The 16,516-nt window shown below is 53.0% G+C and carries 2 protein-coding genes and 1 tRNA gene; all 3 read left to right on the forward strand.

All coding sequences use genetic code 11. The annotated features are described in order from the left end of the window. The first annotated feature begins 50 nt into the window (after nucleotides 1-50). Nucleotides 51-962 carry a DMT family transporter gene (locus tag KDD30_RS05110; protein WP_211647738.1) on the forward strand — a complete coding sequence of 304 codons (912 nt, stop codon included), beginning with the start codon at nucleotides 51-53 and terminating at the stop codon, nucleotides 960-962. Between the two features lie 113 nt (nucleotides 963-1,075). Beyond that, a tRNA-Ser gene (locus KDD30_RS05115) sits at nucleotides 1,076-1,166 on the forward strand. Between the two features lie 285 nt (nucleotides 1,167-1,451). Then, on the forward strand, nucleotides 1,452-16,484 hold the full coding sequence (locus tag KDD30_RS05120) for an interleukin-like EMT inducer domain-containing protein (protein WP_211647739.1): 15,033 nt from the start codon (nucleotides 1,452-1,454) through the stop codon (nucleotides 16,482-16,484). Nucleotides 16,485-16,516: the final 32 nt, after the last annotated feature.

Below are 16,516 nucleotides of genomic sequence, written 5' to 3' on the forward strand. Positions count from 1 at the left end.
CTGTACCCGCTATAGAGTAGAGAAACATTGGAGATTTCACCAGAGGCTTTGTGATGGCGCGTTTCATTCCGTTTATTTTTGTTCTGCTTTGGAGCACTGGCTTTATTGGTGCTCGCTTTGGATTACCTTATGCCGAGCCAGCGACTTTTCTTCTGATTCGTATGCTTGCGAACATTGCGATTTTTGCGGTACTGACTCTGGTCCTGAAATCTCAGTTGCCTAAAGGGGCAGCGTTTTATCATTGTCTGGTCACGGGCATGCTGATTCACGGTTTTTATCTTGGCGGTACTTATTATGCGATTTATCTCGGGATGCCAGCCGGACTCTGCGCCTTGCTTGTTGGGCTTCAACCCATCGTCACGGCCGTGCTGTTACTGGGACAGGAACGTCTTGCATGGTCACAATGGCTGGGTCTTTTACTCGGGATGCTCGGTATTGCTCTGGTGCTGCAGGGGAATATGAGCTGGCAGGATGAAACCCACCAAGCCGCTGCATTTGGTTTTGCTGGACTGGCCTTACTGGGAATCACCTTGGGCACACTGTATCAGAAACGTTTTTGCAGTCAGGTCGATTTGGTTGGCGGGTCTGTTGTGCAATACATGATGGCCGCCGCCGTTTTCATGCCGGTGATGCTGACGGCTGAAACCATGACGGTCACCTGGAACCTGACGTTTACGCTAACGCTCGCCTGGCTGGTGCTCGGGGTGTCGGTAACGGCAATCTGGTTGCTGCTTTATATGGTCAGGCACGGAGAAGCGTCTAAAGTCGCTTCCACCTTTTATCTGGTTCCTCCGGTCACTGCACTGGAAGCCTGGCTGGCATTTAATGAAACCTTTGATGCTTTCAGCGCCATCGGTTTTGCGATCGCCGCGGTGGCCGTTTTTCTGGTCATGCGAAAACCCGGTCAGTCAGTTTTCAGGAAAAAAGCGCAAGTCGATTCGCAAGCCAGCAGCACAATCTGATGAAACGTCCGGTAATATGTCTCATGAAAGAACGGATTGGCGATCATCTGCGCAGTCAGTTCAATGGGGTATTTACAACGCCGAATCGGCTGGGTATCATGCGCACCACTTACGGAGAGATGGCTGAGTGGTTGAAAGCACCGGTCTTGAAAACCGGCATACGTTAATAGCGTATCTAGGGTTCAAATCCCTATCTCTCCGCCACATTTGAAAGCCTCGTCGTCAGACGGGGCTTTTTTCGTTTTTGGCCAGGAAACGATTATCGGGATTTGAAAATCCCTCTATGCCTTGTTCTGAACGCATTCAACCCTTGCACCTTCACTCAATGTTCCCATATCCATCCCCATTGAAATGCAACTAACAAACCTATCATTTCACAGATAAGGTGACAAAAGACGTAAAAATCACTTTTTCTCGAAAAAAAATTAACTTTTCCCGGAAGAAACGTCCATTAGAGGGCGTCGATTATGAAATCAAAAGGGATTAGCTATGGCTGTTGTCATTGGTGGTGCGGGTTTAGGTCATTATGATGTTCTTGGACAAGCGGGAATTAAGCTGTCCAGCACCAAAGGGTTGAGTATCAATGCATCCACGGGGAATCTGGTTGTTCAGAGTAACGATCAGACCCTGGTGAGCCGGGGGTTAGATTTATCACTCGCTCGTACTTACAACAGCCAGGGCGCGAAAAACGATTTTGATGCCGATAACTGGCGTTTTTCGTTTGAGCGCCAGATCCGGGCGGTAGGCTCAGACCTGCACCGGATTACCGGTGACGGCCATGTCGCGATTTTTAAAAAACAGGAAGACGGCTCGTATCTGTCTGCGGCGGGTGGCGGTGCCCATGACACCATTGTCAAAGTCGGCAGCAACTGGGTGTACACGGAAGGCACCAGCGGGATTCGGGAAACCTATCAAAGTGCCGACGGCAAACTGATTCATTCCGAAGATAAACACGGCAACCGGGTGAGCTACCGTTACAGCGGTAACCGCCTGAGTGCGGTTTCAAATGCCAGCGGTGAAGAACTGCGTTTTGTCTATAACAGTAAAGGCCAGTTAACTCGCCTGGACAGTTATACCCAGGTAGATGGCAAGCTGACGCACTCCCACAGTAAAGTTCACTACAGCTACGATTCAAAAGGTCGCTTAAGCCAGGTCAAAGTTGACCTGTCTCCGGAAGATAAGTCGATCAGCGACGGTAAAGTTTTCACCACGACCTACACCTATCAGGATGCGAACAGCTACCTGCTGAAGTCCATCCAAAAAAGCGATGGCAGTAAAGTTTCATTCAGTTATCAGACGGTCGGCGGAAAAAACCGTCTGAGTAAAATTGATGACAACGGTATTGTGACCTTACTGAATTATCAGACGAACCGGGCCAATGGGCATCAGTTGCAAATCACGGATAACAACGGTGAAATCTGGTTCTATCAGCATGATGACAAAGGGCGTTTGGTGTCTGTCCTGTCGCCGGCGGTTGATTACAACGGGAATGTGGCGAATCTGCCGCGTGAAAACGGGCAGGTTCAGGGTCAGGTCACGTATCAGTATGACGATCAGGACAACCTGATTCTGGTCCGGGACAGTGCCGGAAAGACGATTCAGAACAAGTACGATGCGCAGGGCAATTTAACTGAAGCAACCCGCAACGGCGTGCTGTATCTGAAAAATGAGTACAAAAATAATCTGCTGGTTGCCAGCCATCAGTATGCTGGTGGCAAAGTAGCGTCGAGCGCTTACTTTGTGTATGACCAGCAAAATTTACGCTTTGAAATCTCTTCTGCCGGTGCGGTGACGGAATACCAATACAACGGCTTCGGTCAGCGGATCTCAATGCGACGCTATCTGGGTGCCGCCTTGCAGGCGACCAAACTGCCGGCATTGTCGGCCCTGACCTCTTGGGCGAGTCAGCAGAATCAACAATCGACCGAGCTGACGGAATACACCTATCAGCGGGGTGAACTGCACACGCAAACCACCTATCACCGGCTGGATACAGCGGGCCGCGGCGATACGATCCATGATCTGAAAATCACGTCATCCGGGTATGACTTTGCCGGATTCAGAAAAACGAACCGTGGCGTCACCATTGATGGCAAACATGCGGGCGGCAACGGACGGGGTCTGACGATCACGGTTGTTGATGCCAGCAATAAGCTGATCTCGACCAAAACCTTCGATACCTATGGTAAGGATGATGCCTCGGCACAGCTTGTGGCATATCTGAAAACGCTGAAAGCGACCACGACCGGCCACAAGATCATTGTCACTTCGTCTGACGAATGGACGCACCGTCTGAATCAGGACGCCAAAAAGGCGCTGAGTGGTCTGGGAATCGATCCGCAGACCCTGAAAAATGCGGAAACTCGCAGTGCTTTTATGGCGATTGCGGAAGCGAAAGACGGCAAGTGGGTGACGACCCATCAGGATTATCGCCCGCGTTACCCGGAATCTACCGTGAATTACACCCTGACCAATGCCGAGCATGTGCGAACGACCTATGATGCTTTTGGCAATTTGATTGGCACCCAAACGCTGACCGGTGATATTAAATCGGGCCGGCTGGATGTGAAGTCCACCACCACTCAGGTTTTTGACGGATTAAATCGCATCACCAGTACCACGGATGCTGCCGGTAACACCGTGGTCACTCAGTATCTGGATGCGAACCGACAGGTGTTGGTGACGACTGAGAATGGCGTCACAACACGACGAACTTTCAGTCAGCGGGGTGAGCTGATTTCTGAGACGGTGAGCGCCGCCGGAGAGTCGAGCCGTGAGCGTCAGTACATCTACAACAAGAGCGGCCAGCTGGTTGCGACGCAGGAAGCAAATGGCAGCCTCAGCGCCGTGTTCTACGATGATGCAGGCCGTCAGTGGATTACTGTGTCTGCTTCAGGGCAAATCACGGAATATCAGAGAGACAGTGAAGGCCGGATTATTCGTGAAATTCAGTACAACAGCAGTGTGAATACACAAAACTGGCTGTCGGGGGGGCAGTTGAGTGTGCGTGGTCAGGACGTGCTGGGTCTGATTGATGCTACGCAGGCGCACCGGGTGATCCGCAGTGAGTTTGATGCACTGGGCCGACTTTCCCGCACGATTGATGCTGAACAGCAGGTCACGGAATACATTTACGATGATCTGGACCGGCAAATTCAGGTACGCCATTACACCGAAGGCTATGCAAGCGCAGCCCGGGTGCTGAGCAGTCAGTATGATAATGCCGGACGTCTGACTGAGCAAAAAGATGCCGACGGCTTTGTGAAACGCTTCAGTTACGATGCCTCCGGCAAGCTGACGGAGACTCGGCTGTACAAGCCCCGCGGTGAGATGGTTTATCAAAACGGCCATGAAGTCGATTTAAGCAAATGGGAGGTGTACGACAAGTCTCCGGCAGGCGCGACCATGACCCCGAGATACGACGCGGCTTACGGCGGTGAAGTGATCGACCTCAGCGGTTCGGGGATGTCTAACGGCTACCGCTTTGCAAACAACAATGCGAACGAAAGCTGGAAAAACAGAGACATGCGCATGTTGAGCTGGGATATGAATTTCTCCCAGGACATGACGGTCTACATCAGCCTGCAAACGGAAAAAGGCCATCGTTATATCCAGTACCACATGGGTACTGGCGGCAGCAGTATTAAGAACGGCTATGCGCACCATTACATCGGCAAAATGAACAATGGGCAGTGGAATACCGTCACCCGTGATCTGGAAGCCGATCTGGCTGCGGTTGAACCGGACAATCAAATTCTGCATGTGAATGCGCTTTTAATCCGGGGTACCGGCAGTCTTGGTAAAGTTGCGCTTTCAGAGAAAGTGGCGGCAGGAAAAAGTGGAGCAGACCATTACGACAGTTCACATGTTTTCTATGACAGCCGCGGCCGTCAGCAGTACGCTCTGGATGAGCAGGGGTTCCTGACCGAAACGCGCTATCTGGACGGTGGCAAAGAGAAAGTGACTTACCGCTACACGAATGCGGTTGCCAACCGGCAGGGCGGAATTGAAAGTATTCTGCAACAGGCTGGCCGTGCGCAGCAAATCTCCCGGGATAAATTCGACGCAGCCGGCCGACTCATGTCAAGCGTCAATCAGCACGGCATTGAGACGCGCTATCAGTACGATGACGTGACGGGCCTGCTTCGTCAGCAAATCAGCGCCGCGAATACCAAAGAAAGCCGCTCAGTGTATATGGACTACAACAAGTTCGGTGAGCTGACCGGGCGTGTGGCTGTGGCGGGCAGTCAGGACTGGAAAACTGCGAACGTTACATCGCTGATTACGGCGCGCGGCAGCCAGTCGGTTTATAACACTATGGGCTGGAAAGTCAGCGACTATCACCCTTCGACCGGTAAAACGAGTTACGAATACGACAAGTCCGGGCGTCTGATTCAGCAAACGGACGCGCTGGGCAACACCAAGAGCACGGTGTATACCGCTTTCGGGCAGGTGAAACAGCAGCTGGTGGCCGGGGTTGTGAAATCTGAATATGCCTATGATAAAGCGGGCCGGGTGCTGCGTATTGTGGATGGTGAAAAAGCTGTCACCAGCTACGTGTATAACAAACAGGGTCATCTGGGCTATCTGGTGAAGCAGCACGTCAGTGATGCCTATCAGTCGTTCCTGTCCGGTACCGGTAACTATATCGCTCGTGACATCACGCACTACCGGTACGATGCGCGCGGGAATGTGATCGAACAGCGGGTCGCGAAAGATTATCGTGCCGGCAGCCGGATTTCCGGCGGGGATACGTTGTCAGATGTCCGCAAGCCGAGTGTACGTTATCAGGCGCAGTGGTCCCGGAAATATGATCACATGGGTCGTGTGGTCAGCGAGCGGGATGGTGCCGGTCGCGAGAAAATCGTGGATTACCTTCACGGCGGACGCGTAAAGACCGTGAAACTTTCCGGTGCATTGCAAGAGCGGATTGAGCTGGATGCACTGGGTCGGACGCTGTCACTGGCCAATGGTAAGGGCGAGACGACGCGTTATGAGTATGACGATACCCAAAATCAGGTGACTGTGGTTTCGCCGGGTGGCATTCGGACCGTGACTGAAAAGAACGCGCATGGCGAAACGACCTCGATCACCGATGCACTGGGTCATCGTCGTCTCTTCCATTACGACCATCAGGGTCAGTTGATCCGTTCAGAATTTATTGCCGCCGGCAGTACCACGCCTGAAATCCTTTCCCGCAAAGAATACGATGCCAACACGGGTCTGCTGAAATTCGAGACCAATGCCGAAGGTACACGCACTGAGTTCCGCTATAACGCGATAGGCCAGCAGTGGAAAGTGATCCGCGATGCGGATGGCGAGAAGCTGTCGACAGAATACGGTTACGACAAACAGGGCCTGCGGGTCTGGGAAAATACCGAAGACCAGCGGACTTATATCCGCTACGACAGCAACGGCAGAAAAGTCCGGGTCGAGCAGGGTGGGGTTGCAACGCTCTACATCTATGATGCGAATGGTCAGGTGCTGAAAACCGTAGAAGGGGCTGTGTCTGCCAGTGACCGGGTGCTTGAAGAGCGGGTCACTGAGTTCAGCTATGATGCAAACGGCAATCTGACCGGAAAACGCATCAAATCGGGCGCGGACTGGTCAGGCTCTGCGAGCAGTCAGACGACGTTGTACCGCTATGACGGCTCTGGCAAGGTGCTGGAAAAGGCCACGGCGATCGGTGCCACGACGCGGTATGTTTATGATGCACTGGGCCGGGTGAAATATGAAATCAACGCGCTGAACTATGTCACTCAGTTTGACTATGACGCGGCAAACCGGGTGGTCAAAACCACGCGCTTCAGCAAAGCGGTGGCACCTCAGGCGGTCTGGACGGAAGCGAGTCTGAAAGCAGCGATTACTGCCGATCCAGCGAAAGACAGAAGGACCGAAACCCGCTACGACAATGAAGGCCGGGTCGCCTTCGAGATCGATGAAAAAGGGTATGCGACGGGTTACGTCTACAATGCCAATGGCCAGGTCTCGACCACGACTCAGTACCAGAAGACGGTGCATGAGGCGAACTGGAACGTGAGTTCATCAAATAACCGTGTCAGCCAGTCGGTTTATGATGCACATGGTCGTCTTCAGTATGCGATTGATGCGCAGGGACGCATCAGTGAGCGCGGCTACGATAAAGAAGGCCGTATCACGCATACCATCCGTTACAACACCGATTTCCGGCTGGCAAACCGCTCGGCCACATCCATCAATGCGCTGAAAGCGCACTTGTCTCAGGAAGTGGAGGCGGGCAGGGTCAGCGCTGAACTCAGCGTCTATGACCCGCTCGGACGGCTCCGTTTCGCGATGGATGGTGATGGTTTTCTGGTGGAATATCAGTACAACCGTCAGTCTCAGAAGACCCGGAAGAAAGAGTATGTCGATAACACGGCGGTGCGCACAGCGCTGAATCACATCCGGGAAGGTAGTGCCACGGCTTCTGAATATGCTGTATTCCTGCAACTGACAGAAAGCCTGCAAAGTCTGGATAACGCCTCTGCGGAACTGAAGGCGAAGTTGTCTGAGCTGAATCACCAGCAGGGCCGGATTACCAGCTTGATTCAGGAACTGAATACACTCGAAGGGCAGATTGCGGCAACCAATAATGCCAACCACGATCTGGGGATCAGTATCGAGAATGCGAATCACCGGTTATCGGGTTTGCAGAACGAAGTGAAAGCTGAGCTGGTGCGTCATGGGAAATTGCAGGAAAAGATTGATGCCCTAGCCCTTGAGATTGCGAAGCAGGAAGCCCGTTTAAAAGGCCAGAATACGGCAGAAGTTGAGGCGGCAAAGAAAGCCGTTACAAATGCAGACAAGGCCCTTGCTGAAGCACGCAGTCATAAAGCACAAACGGCTGCTGCGGTACAGGCTCATGTGAAAGCCAGTGTACTCACCACACTTCATCCGGAATGGAAAGCCGATTACACAACGACCGGCGGCAAAATTCACGGGGCGGTTCAGAGTGATGCGGCGGCGAATGCGGCCTTGTCACTGATTGCCGGTCACCGGGACACGCTGGACCGCGAGAAAGCGACGTTGCAGCAGCAGTATCAGGCGGCGTTAAACCGTCAGGATACGGCGAAAGCCACACAGGCAAAAGACAAGCTGAATCAGGTCCTTGATGCCATTGAATTGCTGGATAAATTATCAGCTGATATTCAGGCGGATCGCACCGCTCGTTCAGGGGTAACCCACGCAGAGCTTGCATTGAATGCGGCGAAGCAGGCTCTGAATGAGGCCATTCAGAAGCAAAACAGTACCAATGCGGCGATCAACAGCAATCCGACCGTCCCGGCAGAACAGAGTGGCAGCGCATTGTCTCAGCCGCCCGTGTCAACCGGTGATGTGGTCATCCCGACGCCGGGCAGCACTACCACAGAAACGCTCGACAAAATTGATGCGCTGAAATCGAAACTCCAGATCTTAACGGCAAAAATCGATGCGCAGAAATCGACGCTTGAACTGACCGCAGCGACACTGACACAACGCGAGAATGAGTATGCGGTCGCCCGTGAGGCGTATAACAAAGCGCAGGCTGAACGTCAGGCGGCGATTAACGCGGCGAAGAAAGCGGTCAGTGACGCGCAGAAAGTCCGGGATACCGCCTGGGCTGAATATCAGGCCGCGTCGAAGCACCGGGACACGAGCCTTGCAAGTCAGAGTCAGAAACAACGTGCCTATAACACGGCGAAAGCAAATTATGATAAAGCACTGGCAGCGAAAAATTCAGCGCAGTCTGCGGCAAACAGTGCCAACAGTGCGTTAAATTCGGCGAACAAGAATCTTTCCGCGAAGCAGTCTGCATTCAATAAAGCACAATCTGATTACAACTATCACCACGGTGAATGGTCGAAAGCGAACACGCATTACCAGAATACCGTAAAAAACCGGGATGCAGCCAAGCGTGCACGCGATGCAGCAAAGAGAGACTATGATCGGGCTGCTGCAGAATATACGGCATACAGCAGACGAAGCTGGTACACCGAAGAGAACCCAAGCGGTAAAACCAGTGCAGGTCTGAACAGTCGCCGGGCCACACGTGATGCTAAATTGCGCACTTATCAGAGTAAAAATAACGCTTATAACTCCTGGGTAGATCAGGCTAATAAAGCCTACAGTGCCCGGAAAGCGAAGTGGGATACCCGAGCGCGTTATCTGAATACGCTCAATGCTGCGAAGAGCAACCTGAGTACCGCGACGACACAGAAAAATACAGCTCAGGCCAATGCCGACAAAGCAAATGCTGCACTGGCAGATGCGGTGAAAGCATTCGAGGCAACAAAAACGCCGCTGAATCATGCAACATCGGCCCTGAATAGCGCGAAAAGTACGTACTCAGCGGCGAACACTCGCTACAGCAAGGCGACTCAGGCTTGGAAGTCCGCCGAATCAACGTTAGCGGCGAAGAAGAAGAACCTTGAGGAAACCATTGCCACGCCTCAGGAGCAGGTTGACCTGGCTCAGGCGGCTTATGACTCAGCCATTGCAGAAAAAGCGGCTGCGGCACAGGCACTGAAGACGGCCACAACCTTGCGTGAGCAACTGTCGGCACAGCGTACGCAGCTTGCCGGTGAACGTGCGAAGGCACAATCCGGCTTTGATGCGATTGAGGGCAGTTATCAGAAAAGTCTCCGCGAACACACTGCTGCGGAGAAAAAACTGAATGACGCAGAGGCCGTGAAGCGAAATAGCGTTGCTGAACTCACGGCGGCTCAGAATAATCAGGCGAGCATCACGCAAGATCTGAAAAATGCACAAGACCGCTACAACAAAGCGGTGCCTGAAGTGAACGCAGCGAAGTCCAGACTGAACAGTGCCCGTCAGCATTTAAGCAATGCCGATGCCGCCTATAGGAAAGCGGTCGCCGGACGTCATACCAACGAAGAAGGTCATTCCTGGGGAACTTCACTGTCGGAAATTAACAGTAAGCGTGCAGCACGGGACAGCGCTGCAAATGCTGTGAAAGCCAGAGAGAATGAATATAACGCATGGGTGTCCAAGCGGAATGCGGCATCGAACGACATCAACCGGTTGAAAGTGGCAAAAGATACAGCGGCCACTGTGATTGATTCGGCCACCAAAAATTATAATGCGGTGTTGGTTACTGTCAGCACAGCGCGCGATGCATTGAGTCAGGTGTCGCGGCAGTTTGAAAGCATTTCGGCACAGTACCATAGCGCAGAAGCAAAACTCAGCAGTACGACCCAGTCTCACCAGCAGGTTGAAGCGCAATTTGCTCAGGCCGGTGTGCAAATTGAGGCAGCGCAGACTCGTGTGAGTGCGGCCGAAAATGCATGGGCCTCTGCGAAGCAAACGCTTGAGCTGCTGACCTCGAATGCGGCAGGTGATGCGACGACTGTTCAGTATGAAAAAGAAACCCGTCTGGCGTTGCAGGCAGCGAAAGCAGTACACGCGGATGCTGTCAGCAAACTGAATCAGTTACAAACGGAACGGGATCAAGCGCTTGAGGAACAAGCGATATTACTGAAAACATTGTCAGAAGGTGGCAAGGACGAAGATTCGCTGATTCATGCCACAGTTGACAGTCTGGACAGTGCAAATGCGGTGAAAGCGCAGGCGGAACGCGACATGCTGGTGAATCAGCAGAAAGTGACCGATCTGAAAGGCCAGCTTGTTGCTTTAGGTGACCGGATTGAGCAACAGCGCAACGAACTGGAAAAACAAAAACGAAACTATGATGAGAAGCTAGCTGCCCATGAGCAAAGCCGCAATAAGGCGGCGCGGATTGCCGATGAACTGAATGATCAGAACAATCTGCGTATCACCACTGAGTTGGAGATAATTTCCTGGGAAGAAGCGAAACGGACCGGGGCAGAAACCATTCGCGCATCTGAGCTGAATCTGGCCGGTAAAACACAGGTTCAGTCGAATGCATCCCATGCATACAACAGCGCGAACAGTATTCTGAGCAGCAATCAAGCCGTGCTGAAACAGCGGCAGGCGGATCGGGAAGCGACAAGAAAAGCGCTGGCGAATGCGGAAGCTGAGCTGAAAAAGGCAACAACCCATAAGTCGAATACAGCCACGGCGGTGAAAACGTTCCGTTCCTGGGGCGATGCGGTTTGGGTGGTTGAGGAAAACTTCCGGGATAAAGACGCGGTTTACCAGCATCGCTTAAATAATAAATACAGAAAGCTGTCTGAAGAACAGGGCGGTGGCAGTGTTGGTTATACGCAGGCACAGATTGATGCTGCGTTCAGAGACCGTAAGGCAGCCGCCGATCTGATGAACGGCTTTAAGCATCAGTTTACCTCGACTTCAGGCGCGATTTATCAAGGGCCGGACAGCAAAGCGAAGTCTGATACTGCATTGAAGCAGCAGAGTTATTATCAGGAGAAAGTGAAGTCACTGGCCGATCAGTTTTACGCCAGATATAAACATTCCCTGTCGGCGAAGAATACCAATGAGGAAGGCGTTTCTTCTAACGCCTATACACAGGCACAGATCAATGCATTTAAAGCGGAATCTGACCGTGCTGCCCGTGGTTTGAAATATGTCGCTGACGTTCGCACCAAACTCAATGATGATATTGATGCTCGGACGCGGCTTGAAAAAGCTCAGAGCGAAGTTAACCGGCTGAAAGGCAACCTGACAACCACAGAGAGTGCGCTGGCCGCAGCGACATCCAAAGTTGATCAGGCGCAGGCGGATGTGAATGCTGCATCCAGCGTTTTGAATACCGCGAATCAGGCGCTGGCGGCGGCGAAACAGAAAGTGGCCGATGCACACGCAACGATGGATCAGGCGGAAATTCATCTGGCAAAAGCCCGGGAAAAAATGGATGGCGTTGAGGATTCAATCGTCACCATTCGCCAACTGCTGGACGTTGCCAAATCTGATGAATCGAAAGCCCTGGCTGCGGTGGTTGCTGCCCGGAAAGAACTGAATGTTGCGCAAGGGGATCTGAACACCGCTAAAGGTGAATTGAATACCACGGTCAGTTATCTGAACAAGGTATACGCCGATCTGGATGCAGCCATGACGCTGCACCATCAAGTGAGTGCTTATCTGGATCGCGCAACAACTTATAAAGACCGGGCCGGTGCGACGCTTTCGGAGGCTCAGCAACTGGTGTATTTGTCGAAACAGGCGGTGTCCCGTGAAATCAATGCCGGTACTGTCAGCCATGATACCGACTACCGGTACGATGCACGCGGACAGCTGATTTCTGAACTGTCGGCGACCGTCAGTTATGTCGATGTGTCTGCCGACGGCAAAGTGATTCAGCATATCGGGCGGCTTGAAACCCGGTACCAGTACGACAGTCTGGGGAATGTGATTGCCAGTACCACGGCGGCCGGAACCAGCATGGCCAATACCAAGCGTTTTGTGTTCAATGTGATGGGGAACCAAACGCAGGCGAAAGGTCTGGCGGGCAGTTCGGTGATTTACAACGAACAGAATCTGGCGTCGGTCAATATCAACGCTGAAAACGGCCGTCGGGACAAAGTCTACGATCAACTGGGTCAGTTGCGCTTTGATGTGGACGAACTGGGTTTCGTGACGGAATACCGCTACGACGGCTACGGCCAGAAAACCGCCCAGACTCGTTACAGCAATGCATACAGTGCGAAACGTCCGGAAGGGACGGCCATTGCGCTGTCTGAGTTAGAAAAGTTTGTGGCGCAAGGCGGTGTCAGCCGCACGCTGGGCTGGCAATACGACCAGCGCGGACAGGAAATTTCAGCAACCCAAAGCAGCAGCGTGAACAGCGATACCATCCGGGATGACGTTGCTTATAACGCATTCGGCGAAAAAGTTTCCACGACACGCAGGGCTCAAAATGTATCGGTCACAACCGGACAACATCTGTACTCGCTGACCGGCCAGCTGCTGGCAACCCGAAACGCTGAAGGGTATGTCACGGCATATGGCTACAACGGTCAGGGCCAATTGGTTGAGCAACGTGAATTCACCAACCGCTTTACCGGCGAGTGGAGCCTGACAGCGCTTGAAGCCTGGCAGAATAAGCAGGGGACTGCACAACGGTTTGAAACCTATGGTTATGACCACCGGGGCAATCGTACGCAAGTCACCCGGCACAATGTGGTTTACCACGCCCACAATGGCAATACGGTCACCGAGAAAAAAGGTGACCTGATTACAACGACGTACCACGACTATGCCGGCCGGATGTATATGACGGTACAGGAAACGGATACGGTGAATGCGGCGAATCATGCGACGGCAGCCAATCGTGTTCTGCATGAGTTCGATGCCTTGGGCCGCCTGGTCACGACCTGGGGTAAGAAACGGGATTATGTGGTCACAAGCCTGTCGCTTTCGGTTGCCGGCGGCAATCCGCCTGAGCGTGATTCTGCGCACCAGCGCACCGATTATCTCTATGATGCTCAGGGCAATCAGGTCAGCACCATGACCGAAGGCCGCTCGACATTCCAGTACTTCAATCAGCAAGGTCAGCTGACCGGTCGTAAGGATGCCGAGGGGAACTATACCCGGATTGAGACCGATGCGATGAACCGTGTCGTCGGGGAAACGGTGAAGGTCTCTTCAAGCGGCGCGCTCAGCTATAGCTTCGACAGAGTGACCCGTTTCAGTTATGACAAAACCGGACGCCAGACGGCAACAACGGTGAATGCCTCTTCCGGCAATATTGCGGAATCTTCTGTCTATAACGCCTTTGGTGAAGTGACTGAAAAACGCCTGAATAACGTGGTGCAGGAAAAGTACCAGTATGATGGCTTTGGTCAGGTCACGACGGCTGAACGGAAAGGCATCACCAGCAATTATCAGTATAACTGGCTGGGGAAAGTCATTCGTGAAACGACTGGCGGCAGCCGGGTGGTGGTCCGCGATTACGACAAGATGGGGAACCTGACCCGCGAGCAAGGCGTGAGCTTTGACGGCAAGTCGCCGGTCACGACGCAGGTGCTGGATCGCTTCGGCAATGTGCTGTCCCGTAACGTGAACGGCAGTGTTTATCAGTTCAAATACAATCAGAACAATCAGGTGATTGAACAGACCGGTCCTGAGGTGGCGACAGTCGATGCCAAGGGAGCGCTTGCGAAGCGTAAACCGATCACCAAGATGTACTACGACCTGAACGGGAATCGGATCGCGGTTCAGGATTCAAACGGACACTGGCAGAAGAGTACCTATGACCTCGCCGGTCAAAAACTGTCGGATATCAATGGCGCCGGCGGGGCCACGTACTATTACCATGATGCCCGTGGCGATATGGTCGGCCGCATGAACACGCTGGGTCAGGGTGAACTGTTTACCTATAACAACAATGGTCAGTTGCTGTCCCGCTCCAGACTCGGGCTGGATAACAAATACGCCGAAGTGTATGCCAAATATTCTTATGACCAGCTCGGGCAGCGGTACAGCGAAGAGTGGGTTGGGGAAACCGGTTACACCCAGTGGACGCGCTTTGATCAGGCAGGCCGTGTGCTGGAAACCAAAGGCGGCGGCCAGCATCAGAAATTCACTTACGATGTATTCGGGAACAAGACCAGTGAAGCCTGGCTGGACGGTGGCAATGAAAAAGCCAGAAAGCGTGCGACGTTCTCGAACACCGGGCGTTTGCTCACCGAAACCCTGCTTGACGGCAGTGTGATCAGTTACAGCTACGATGCTTTCGGTCAGGTAACACGTAAGAGCGGCGGCGGCATGGATATCCGCTTTGAGTATTACACCAACGGATTACTGAAAAAGCAGGTTTCCGGCACGAAGCGTGAAACCTATGTCTATGACGTCAATGGCAAAGAAACACAGCGAACCCTGACGGACGGCGATCAGCAACTGGTGACGGTCAGCCAGTGGGACAGCCATGGCAGACTGGCCTCAATCGGCACCACCGCAGCGAAAGGCTTTGGGAAGACCCTTGAAAAATCCAGTGTCACCTATCAGTATGATGCTGTGGGCAACCGCCGGAAAGTGGCCAGTAAACGAGGCACCACGTCGGAAACACGCTGGTATCAATACGATGGCGATAACCGCATGGTGGCATCGCATCAGAATGCAGCCGAAACCCAGAGTATTGCCAATAAAGCTGGCAGCCGCCAGATTCAATACAATGCTGCCGGTCAGAAAGAAAGAGAGGTGGTCTGGACGTCCGTCACGCGGGACGGCAAAAAGGCCGTTGTGAAACAGGAAACTCTGTTTGGTTATGACGTGAATGGTCATATTCAGAGCATTCAGTCTTATGAATATAACGGTTCGACACGGTACCGCACCCGGTTCCTGACACAGACCAATTCGCGGACCGGACATGCGCTGGCGCAAAATGAACTGACAACCACTTATAAACATACCAATGGTCTGATTCGCGCCGGATCCGGGAAAACGGATACGACAAAAACCACCTATGTATACAGCGATGGGCGGCTGAAGCAGCAGGATGTGGTGACGAATAATAAAGCGACGCAAAGCTTGACGTTCACCTATCATTTCTCGGGTCAGCTTGCGAAACAGCAGACCAATGTGATTCAGGAGAAATTTACTGAAACGTATGTTTATGACTATCGCGGAAAAGAAAGCTTCCAGAAAGTGAAGATTACGGCGACGCGTGATCAAAAAGGCTACAAAACCGGGGTCACGGATTTCCGTTATAACTCAGCGGGTCATCTGACTCAGATCACCAGTACCAAGGATGCCAGTGAGCGTAAACTGCTAACCGGTTTCAATGGTCAGATCGCACTGCAACTGGAAGGCGGTAAGCTGAGTGCCGAACTGGCTGTCGGCGGGAACTCGCTGGCAAGACTGACTGACAGCAAACTGGATGCCGATTTGCTGAGTGACAGTGCAGCCGGTACGGGCGCTCAGCCCGGGGCTTACATTGTGAAAGGCAATGATACCCTGCAACGGATTTCGCAGGCTGTTTATGGTGACAGCCGTTACTGGTACCTGATTGCGGATGCCAACGGCCTGTCACCGAGCGACAAGCTGGTGGAAGGGAAATCGCTGGTCATTCCAAATCAGCATACGCAGACGTTTAACGGGGCAGAAAGCTTTAAGCCTTACAACGAAAGCGAAGTGCTGGGGAATGTGAACCCGGATCCGATTGCACCACCGCCACCGAAGAAAAGCTGTAACCCGATTGCGATGATCGTGATGGTCGTTGTGGCTGTTGTGGTGACTATTTATACCGCAGGTGCAGCAGCGCCAATGATTGCCGGAATGACCGGTGGCGTCTCGGCAACCGCAGCGACAACGTTTGGTGTGGGCATGGCAACCTTAGCGGGTGGCGGCAGCCTGGGGGTTGCGCTCGGTGCCGCTGCAATTGGGGGAGCCATTGGTTCAGCCGCTTCTCAGCTTGTTGGTAAGGGAATGGGGGTTGTTGATGACTTCTCCTGGAGCCAGGTTGCCTTGGGCGGATTGGCCGCTGCGGCGACAGCAGGTGTCGGGCACTATCTTTCTGGGGGGCAAACGCAGCCAATGGCGCGGCGAATGCCGGGGCTGCCGGTTCGACAACAAATGCTTCTCAAGCTGCGTCGGTGCCGCTTTCAACGAGAATCTCACATGGCTTAGTCCAGAGTACAGCGTCATACGCAACCCACTAT

The sequence above is a fragment of the Photobacterium sp. GJ3 genome (genome assembly GCF_018199995.1).
In the GTDB taxonomy this organism is placed as follows: domain Bacteria; phylum Pseudomonadota; class Gammaproteobacteria; order Enterobacterales; family Vibrionaceae; genus Photobacterium.

Bases quoted from the DNA above. Each gene is read 5' to 3' on its own strand.
- KDD30_RS05120 (WP_211647739.1), top strand. From the start codon at position 1,452: ATGGCTGTTGTCATTGGTGGTGCGGGTTTAGGTCATTATGATGTTCTT.